Source organism: Streptomyces sp. NPDC059743, assembly GCF_042732975.1.
In the GTDB taxonomy this organism is placed as follows: Bacteria; Actinomycetota; Actinomycetes; order Streptomycetales; family Streptomycetaceae; genus Streptomyces.
On the sequence record NZ_JBHWGS010000002.1, the window covers coordinates 578,898 to 585,519 of the forward strand.

Here is a 6,622-nt window from a genome sequence, read left to right on the forward strand (position 1 = left end):
GCGCCGGCGAGCCTGGAGCCAGAGGCCAGAGCACCAAAGGCCGGAGCACCGCAGACCAGGGCGCCCAGGAACCGAGGCCACGCCACTACACCACGCCACCGTTCCGCCAGTTCCCTCACCACATACCAGCCCGTCACCACGTACCAGAAAGCTCATCCCATGGACCGCCTCTCGAATACCGTGCGCCCCTACGCCTGGGGCTCCACGACACTCATCCCGGAACTGCTCGGGACCGCTCCCACCGGCGAGCCCCAGGCCGAGATGTGGATGGGCGCCCACCCAGGGGCTCCGTCGCGCCTCGACCGCGGCTCCGGCGAGCAGGCGCTGTCCGCCCTGATCGACGCCGATCCCGAGGCGGAACTCGGCGTCGCCGCGACCGGCAAGTTCGGCCCGCGCTTGCCGTTCCTCCTCAAGCTCCTCGCGGCCGGCTCGCCGCTCTCCCTCCAGGTCCATCCCGACCTCGCCCAGGCGAAGCAGGGTTACGCGGACGAGGAGAGCCGCGGCGTCCCGATCGACGCGCCGTACCGCAACTACAAGGACGCCAACCACAAGCCCGAACTGATCTGCGCCCTCACTCCCTTCGACGGACTCTGCGGCTTCCGCACTCCGGACGAGGCCGCCGAACTGCTCGCACGGCTGGACGTCGACTCGCTCAAGCCGTATGTCGACATCCTCCACGCCCATCCCGAAGAGGCCGCGCTGCGCGAGGTCCTGACCGCTGTCCTCGGCGCCGATCCCGCCGAGATGGCCATCACCGTCGCCGAGGCCACAGCGGCAGCCGAACGCCTCGGTGGCGACTACGCGCCGTATGCGTCGATCGCACACAACTACCCGGGCGACGCCGGTGTCATCGCCGCCATGCTGCTCAACTACATACAACTCCAGCCGGGCGAGGCGCTCTTCCTCGGCGCGGGCGTTCCGCACGCCTATCTCAACGGCCTCGGCGTCGAGATCATGGCAAACTCGGACAACGTCCTGCGCTGCGGCCTCACGCCCAAACATGTGGACGTTCCCGAACTGCTCCGGATCGTGCGCTTCGAAGCGACCGAGCCCGCGGTGCTGCGCCCGGAGGCCTCCGCCTCGGGCGAGGAACTGTACGAGACGCCCATGGACGAGTTCCGCCTGTCCCGCTATTCCCTGGATTCCCCGAACTCCCTCGCACCGCGCGACCTCACGGCGGACACTCCTCAGATCCTGCTCTGCACGGCCGGCATACCTCGGGCGAACGGCCTCGAACTGACTCCCGGCGCCTCGGTCTTCGTTCCCGCGGGCGAGAAGGCCGAACTGTCCGGTACGGGCACCGTGTTCCGCGCCACTGTCGTGGTCTGATGCACCACTCACCCCAACGGCTGCAACAATGTCCCGCCGTACCGCGGCGCCAGGGCCGCAGCACCTAGGAAGGGACACCACGCACCCATGAGCGCGTCAGGCGGAACCAAGGCGATCGTGGCGGCACTCGGCGCCAACCTCACGATCGCAGTAGCCAAGTTCGTGGCGTTCGCGTTCAGCGGTTCGTCGTCCATGCTCGCGGAGGGCGTGCACTCCCTCGCCGACTCCGGCAACCAGGGACTGCTCCTCCTCGGCGGCAAGAAGGCGCAGCGCGAGGCGACTCCGCAGCATCCCTTCGGCTACGGCCGCGAGCGCTATATCTATGCCTTCCTGGTCTCCATCGTGCTGTTCTCGGTGGGTGGCATGTTCGCCATCTACGAGGGTTACGAGAAGATCAAGCACCCTCATGAGATCGAGGCCTGGTACTGGCCGGTCGGAGTGCTCGTCTTCGCGATCATCGCGGAGTCGATCTCGTTCCGTACGGCCATCAAGGAGTCCAACGCCACTCGCGGCTCCCTCTCCTGGACGGAGTTCGTCCGCCGCGCCAAGGCACCCGAACTTCCCGTGGTGCTTCTGGAGGACCTCGGCGCACTGGTCGGTCTGGTCCTCGCGCTCTGCGGTGTCGGTATCTCCCTGGCCACCGGCGAAGGCGTCTGGGACGGCATCGGCACGCTCTGCATCGGTGTTCTCCTCATTCTGATCGCGCTGGTCCTGGCCGCCGAGACGAAGTCCCTGCTTCTCGGCGAGGCCGCGGGCACGGAGGACGTCGAGAAGATCAAGGCGGCGATCGTCGACGACGATGTGGTCACCGGCATCATCCACATGCGTACGCTCCACCTCGGCCCCGAGGAACTGCTCGTCGCGGCCAAGATCGCCGTCCAGCACGACGACACGGCCGCCGAGGTGGCCCGCGCGATCGACGCCGCCGAGTCCCGGATCCGCGAGGCGGTCCCGATCGCCCGGGTGATCTATCTGGAGCCGGACATCTACAACGAGTCGGCCGCCGCTGCGGGCACCAATCCCGGAAAGACCGCGGGCGGCCCGACGCCGGACACCGTCCACTGAGACCTCCGCGACCGTCCGACCTCTCTTTGACTTGATCTCGTCGCCCTCTCTTCCCCGTTCGACTGTGGGCCGCTGGGCCGATCGGTGTAGATTCGTGACCAGTGCCAGACGTCGCTGCTGATGGCGGTCGGGCGGTCCGCCCACGGACCGTCCGAGGGAGAGAGGGCCTCCGACGGACTGTGCCCGCGAGCGCTCGGGCATTCGTATGTCCTTCGCCGCAGAGCCAGCCGTACGCACCCACCCTCGACCCGATTCACGAGGAGCAGCTCGTTATGACGACTGTCGCCAACCGACAGGACTTCAAGGTCGCCGACCTCTCGCTCGCCGAGTTCGGCCGCAAGGAGATCACGCTCGCCGAGCACGAGATGCCCGGTCTGATGTCGATCCGCAAGGAGTACGCGGCGACGCAGCCGCTCGCCGGCGCCCGTATCACCGGCTCCCTGCACATGACGGTGCAGACCGCGGTCCTCATCGAGACCCTGACCGCCCTCGGCGCCGAGGTCCGCTGGGCGTCCTGCAACATCTTCTCCACCCAGGACCACGCCGCCGCCGCGATCGCGGTCGGCCCCGAGGGCACTCCGGAGAACCCCCAGGGCGTTCCCGTCTTCGCCTGGAAGGGCGAGACGCTGGAGGAGTACTGGTGGTGCACGGAGCAGGCCCTGACCTGGCCGAACACCCCCACCGGCGGTCCGAACATGATCCTGGACGACGGCGGCGACGCCACCCTCCTGGTCCACAAGGGTGTCGAGTTCGAGAAGGCCGGCGAGGCCCCGGACCCGTCGACCGCGGACAGCGAGGAGTACGGGTACATCCTGGGCCTGCTCAACCGCACCCTCACGGAGAGCCCGCAGAAGTGGACCCGGCTCGCGTCCGAGATCCGCGGTGTCACCGAGGAGACCACGACCGGTGTGCACCGGCTGTACGAGATGCAGCGTGACGGTGTCCTCCTGTTCCCGGCGATCAACGTCAACGACGCGGTCACCAAGTCGAAGTTCGACAACAAGTACGGCTGCCGCCACTCGCTGATCGACGGCATCAACCGCGCCACCGACGTCCTGATCGGCGGCAAGGTCGCGGTCGTCTTCGGCTACGGCGACGTCGGCAAGGGCTGCGCCGAGTCCCTGCGCGGCCAGGGCGCCCGCGTGATCATCACCGAGATCGACCCGATCTGCGCGCTCCAGGCGGCGATGGACGGCTACCAGGTCTCCACGCTCGACGACGTCGTCGGTATCGCGGACATCTTCGTGACCACGACGGGCAACAAGGACATCATCATGGCCTCGGACATGGCCAAGATGAAGCACCAGGCGATCGTCGGCAACATCGGTCACTTCGACAACGAGATCGACATGGCCGGTCTGGCCAAGGTCGAGGGCATCGTCAAGGACGAGGTCAAGCCGCAGGTCCACACCTGGACCTTCCCGGACGGGAAGACGCTCATCGTCCTGTCCGAGGGCCGTCTCCTGAACCTGGGCAACGCCACCGGCCACCCGTCGTTCGTGATGTCCAACTCCTTCGCGGACCAGACGCTGGCCCAGATCGAGCTGTTCACCAAGCCCCAGGAGTACCCGACCGACGTGTACGTGCTGCCCAAGCACCTGGACGAGAAGGTCGCCCGCCTCCACCTCGACGCGCTCGGTGTGAAGCTCACGACGCTCCGCCCGGAGCAGGCCGCGTACATCGGTGTCGATGTCGCGGGCCCGTACAAGCCCGACCACTACCGCTACTGATCCGCGACCGCCCTGCCGCCACCGACCGGCCCGTCCCGGCAGCCCGCCGGGCCGCGCCGAGTAGGTCGGCGGCCTGCTGACGCACCTTCAGCGACAGGTACCGACAGATGCCGGCACCAGCGGTACACGGCACACAACAGGCCCCCGCACCCCCGTGTCGGGGGCCTGTCGTGTGCGCCTGTTCCGCGTACGGAAGAGCACGTCCTGAGCGCGCGCACAGCGCGCGGAAGCGGAAGAACGTCAGTCGCCGAGGACTCGAAGAACCTGGAAGACCCCATGCCCCGCGGCCGTTATTCGCTCCATGATCCGCACGATCACTCTCCTCTCGGTGACGAACACTTCCACTGCGCGCCCGGTCCCTCCGGCTGGCGCTATGTCTCCCAGATCACCACTCCCTCCGGCGACCACGCAGGCTCCGTCGATCTGGCCCTCGACGAGCTCGGCCGCCCTATCCGTCTGCAACTCCACGCCGCAAGCTGGCAGGTTCGCGGTGCCGCCCTGGACGGCGTCACCTGGGTCCGTACCGACCCCACCGGCGCCCATGCCACCGAAGGCAATGTGCGCGCCCATGCCTTCACCGGCACCTCCCCCGCCTTTCTGGTCGCGACAGCGCGACTTCTCCGTCTCACTCCTGGCTCCCCGGCGACCCGCGTCCGCCTCGTGGCCTTCACGGACCCGGTCCTGGCACCCCGTACCGTCGATCAGTCCTGGGCGCTGGTGAACAGTGAAGCGCACGCCACTGACAATGGCCCTCTGACCGTGGACGAGTACCAGGTCAACGCCCTGGACACCGGTGAACAGCACACGGTTCACCTCGCCGGAGACGTGGTGCTCTCAGCCCCCGGCATCGAACTCGAAGACCTCGAAACGCCGCCCTCGGCCATGCCCTGACGCATGTCCTGACGTGAGGCCCTTCTCCGCCTACGCGGGCGGAGCGAAGCCGGTGCGCCGCGGCGCCTCCTCAGCACCCGGTGCTGGTGCGGTGGTCGGCGTCGACAGAGATACGGGAGCAACGGCAGGCGCGGGCTCGGCTGCGGCAGTAGCAGTAGCAGTAGCGGTAGGAGAAGCGACAGGAGTAGGTGCGGGAGCAAACGCGGATGCGGGCGCTGCCGAGCGCGTCGCCGAGCCGGGAGGCCCTCCCAAGGTCCGCCGGGCCTCCCGCGTCTGCCGCTCATGCACCACGGCCGCGAGATAGGCACCCGCAGGAACGCCTTCCGGCGCCCGCGCTCCCGTACGAGCCGCCAGATCATCCGCGAGCCGCTCCGCCATCGACCGGCTCACGTCCGCTTCGAGCTGTCCCAGCCGCGTCAGGTACTGGCGTATCGCGAGCCACAGCTCGTCCGGCACGGCGGAGAGATCCAGCTCCGCGAAGCGTCCCATGAGCCACGGCGGAGGAGGCGGGACCATCGCCATACGGCCGGCCGGCACCCGTTCCCGTACGACCAGGGTTCCCGCGAAGACATCGCCGATCCGCCGCCCTCGCGCCGACACCAGCGACGCGATACAGGCGATGACCCCGAACGACATCAGAATCTCCACCACGCCCATCGCTCCGCGTACCAGCGCGTGCCGGAACCGTATGGGCCCACCGTCGTCCCGTACGACCCGCAGCCCACAGGCCAGCTTTCCCAGCGAGCGCCCGTGGCTGAGCGTCTCCACCGCGATCGGACCGCCCACGAGGATCAGTAGGAAGGACGCGATGGCCAGCGCCGCGACCGCCGCGTCGTCCAGCGAGCCCGTCGCCAGCGCGAGCCCGAACATGACCAGGAGATAGACGATCCACACCACGACCAGGTCGATCGCCAGTGCCAGCGCCCGGCTCGGCAGCTTCGCCGGGCGCAGCCCCAGTACGACCGCGTCGCCCGTCACAAGCTCATTCACCGGTGCTCACCCTTCGCCGACGACCTTTCCTGCCTCTGAAGGCAACAGTCTGCCAAGCTGACCCGCAGCGCGTCGCGGTAGTGCAGTCGCAGTAGTTGCCGTACCGCGGGAGTACGGACCGTACGCACCCATTGCCTGGAGCAGCAGCCGACCATGGATCTCGATGTCTTCGTGACAGCCCACCGTGCCGAGTGGGACCGCCTGGAACATCTCCTGCACCGCGGTCGCCGCCTCAGCGGTGCCGAGGCCGACGAACTTGTCGCCCTCTATCAGCGCACGGCCACCCATCTCTCGCTGATCCAGTCCACCGCGCCCGATCCGATGATCACCACACGGCTCACCCAGCTCGTGGCCCGCGCCCGTGCCACGGTCACCGGCGCCCGCCGCGCCACCTGGCGCGACGCGGTGCGCTTCCTTACATCGGGGTTTCCCGCCGCCGTCTACCGGTCCAGGTACTGGTGGATACCGACCGCGGTGCTCTCGACACTCCTCGCCGCTGTCATCGGCTGGTGGATCGGAGCTCATCCGGAGATCCAGTCGGCTATAGGCGCGCCGGACGAGCTGCGTCAGATGACACGTCCTGGTGGCGAGTACGAGACGTACTACTCCAGCCACCC

6 protein-coding genes (1 of these 6 running past the window's edge) are annotated in these 6,622 nt (G+C 68.2%); 5 read left to right on the forward strand and 1 reads right to left on the reverse strand.

Annotation, left to right across the window (positions count from 1 at the left end):
- Positions 1-159 precede the first annotated feature (159 nt).
- The 4 genes from manA to ACFV6H_RS05755 all read left to right on the forward strand — a co-directional run bounded on the left by manA (position 160) and on the right by ACFV6H_RS05755 (position 5,015).
- Positions 160-1,329: a mannose-6-phosphate isomerase, class I gene (gene manA / locus ACFV6H_RS05740; RefSeq protein WP_385538907.1), complete on the forward strand. Its 1,170-nt coding sequence runs from the start codon at positions 160-162 to the stop codon at positions 1,327-1,329.
- Positions 1,330-1,416: 87 nt separating this feature from the next.
- Complete coding sequence (locus ACFV6H_RS05745; protein WP_385538909.1) at positions 1,417-2,394, forward strand: cation diffusion facilitator family transporter; 978 nt, start codon at positions 1,417-1,419, stop codon at positions 2,392-2,394.
- A 272-nt stretch (positions 2,395-2,666) separates the two neighbouring features.
- Positions 2,667-4,124: an adenosylhomocysteinase gene (gene ahcY, locus ACFV6H_RS05750; protein ID WP_385538911.1), complete on the forward strand. Its 1,458-nt coding sequence runs from the start codon at positions 2,667-2,669 to the stop codon at positions 4,122-4,124.
- A 276-nt stretch (positions 4,125-4,400) separates the two neighbouring features.
- A complete protein-coding gene (locus ACFV6H_RS05755) occupies positions 4,401-5,015 on the forward strand; it encodes a hypothetical protein (protein ID WP_384977635.1) in 615 nt (204 codons plus the stop codon).
- 30 nt (positions 5,016-5,045) lie between these two features.
- Here the strand turns inward: ACFV6H_RS05755 and ACFV6H_RS05760 are convergent, their stop codons facing one another.
- A complete protein-coding gene (locus ACFV6H_RS05760; RefSeq protein WP_385538914.1) occupies positions 5,046-6,005 on the reverse strand; it encodes an RDD family protein in 960 nt (319 codons plus the stop codon).
- 153 nt (positions 6,006-6,158) lie between these two features.
- Here ACFV6H_RS05760 and ACFV6H_RS05765 point away from each other — a divergent pair, with 153 nt between their 5' ends.
- Positions 6,159-6,622, forward strand: the 5' end (the start) of a protein-coding gene (locus ACFV6H_RS05765) for a stage II sporulation protein M (RefSeq protein WP_385538916.1). Its footprint extends 544 nt past the window's final position; 464 of the gene's 1,008 nt are visible here — the first part of the coding sequence; its start codon is at positions 6,159-6,161; the stop codon falls past the right edge of the window.

Coding starts and splice junctions, on each gene's coding strand:
- manA (WP_385538907.1), top strand. CDS start 160: ATGGACCGCCTCTCGAATACCGTGCGCCCCTACGCCTGGGGCTCCACG.
- ACFV6H_RS05745 (WP_385538909.1), top strand. CDS start 1,417: ATGAGCGCGTCAGGCGGAACCAAGGCGATCGTGGCGGCACTCGGCGCC.
- ahcY (WP_385538911.1), top strand. CDS start 2,667: ATGACGACTGTCGCCAACCGACAGGACTTCAAGGTCGCCGACCTCTCG.
- ACFV6H_RS05755 (WP_384977635.1), top strand. CDS start 4,401: ATGCCCCGCGGCCGTTATTCGCTCCATGATCCGCACGATCACTCTCCT.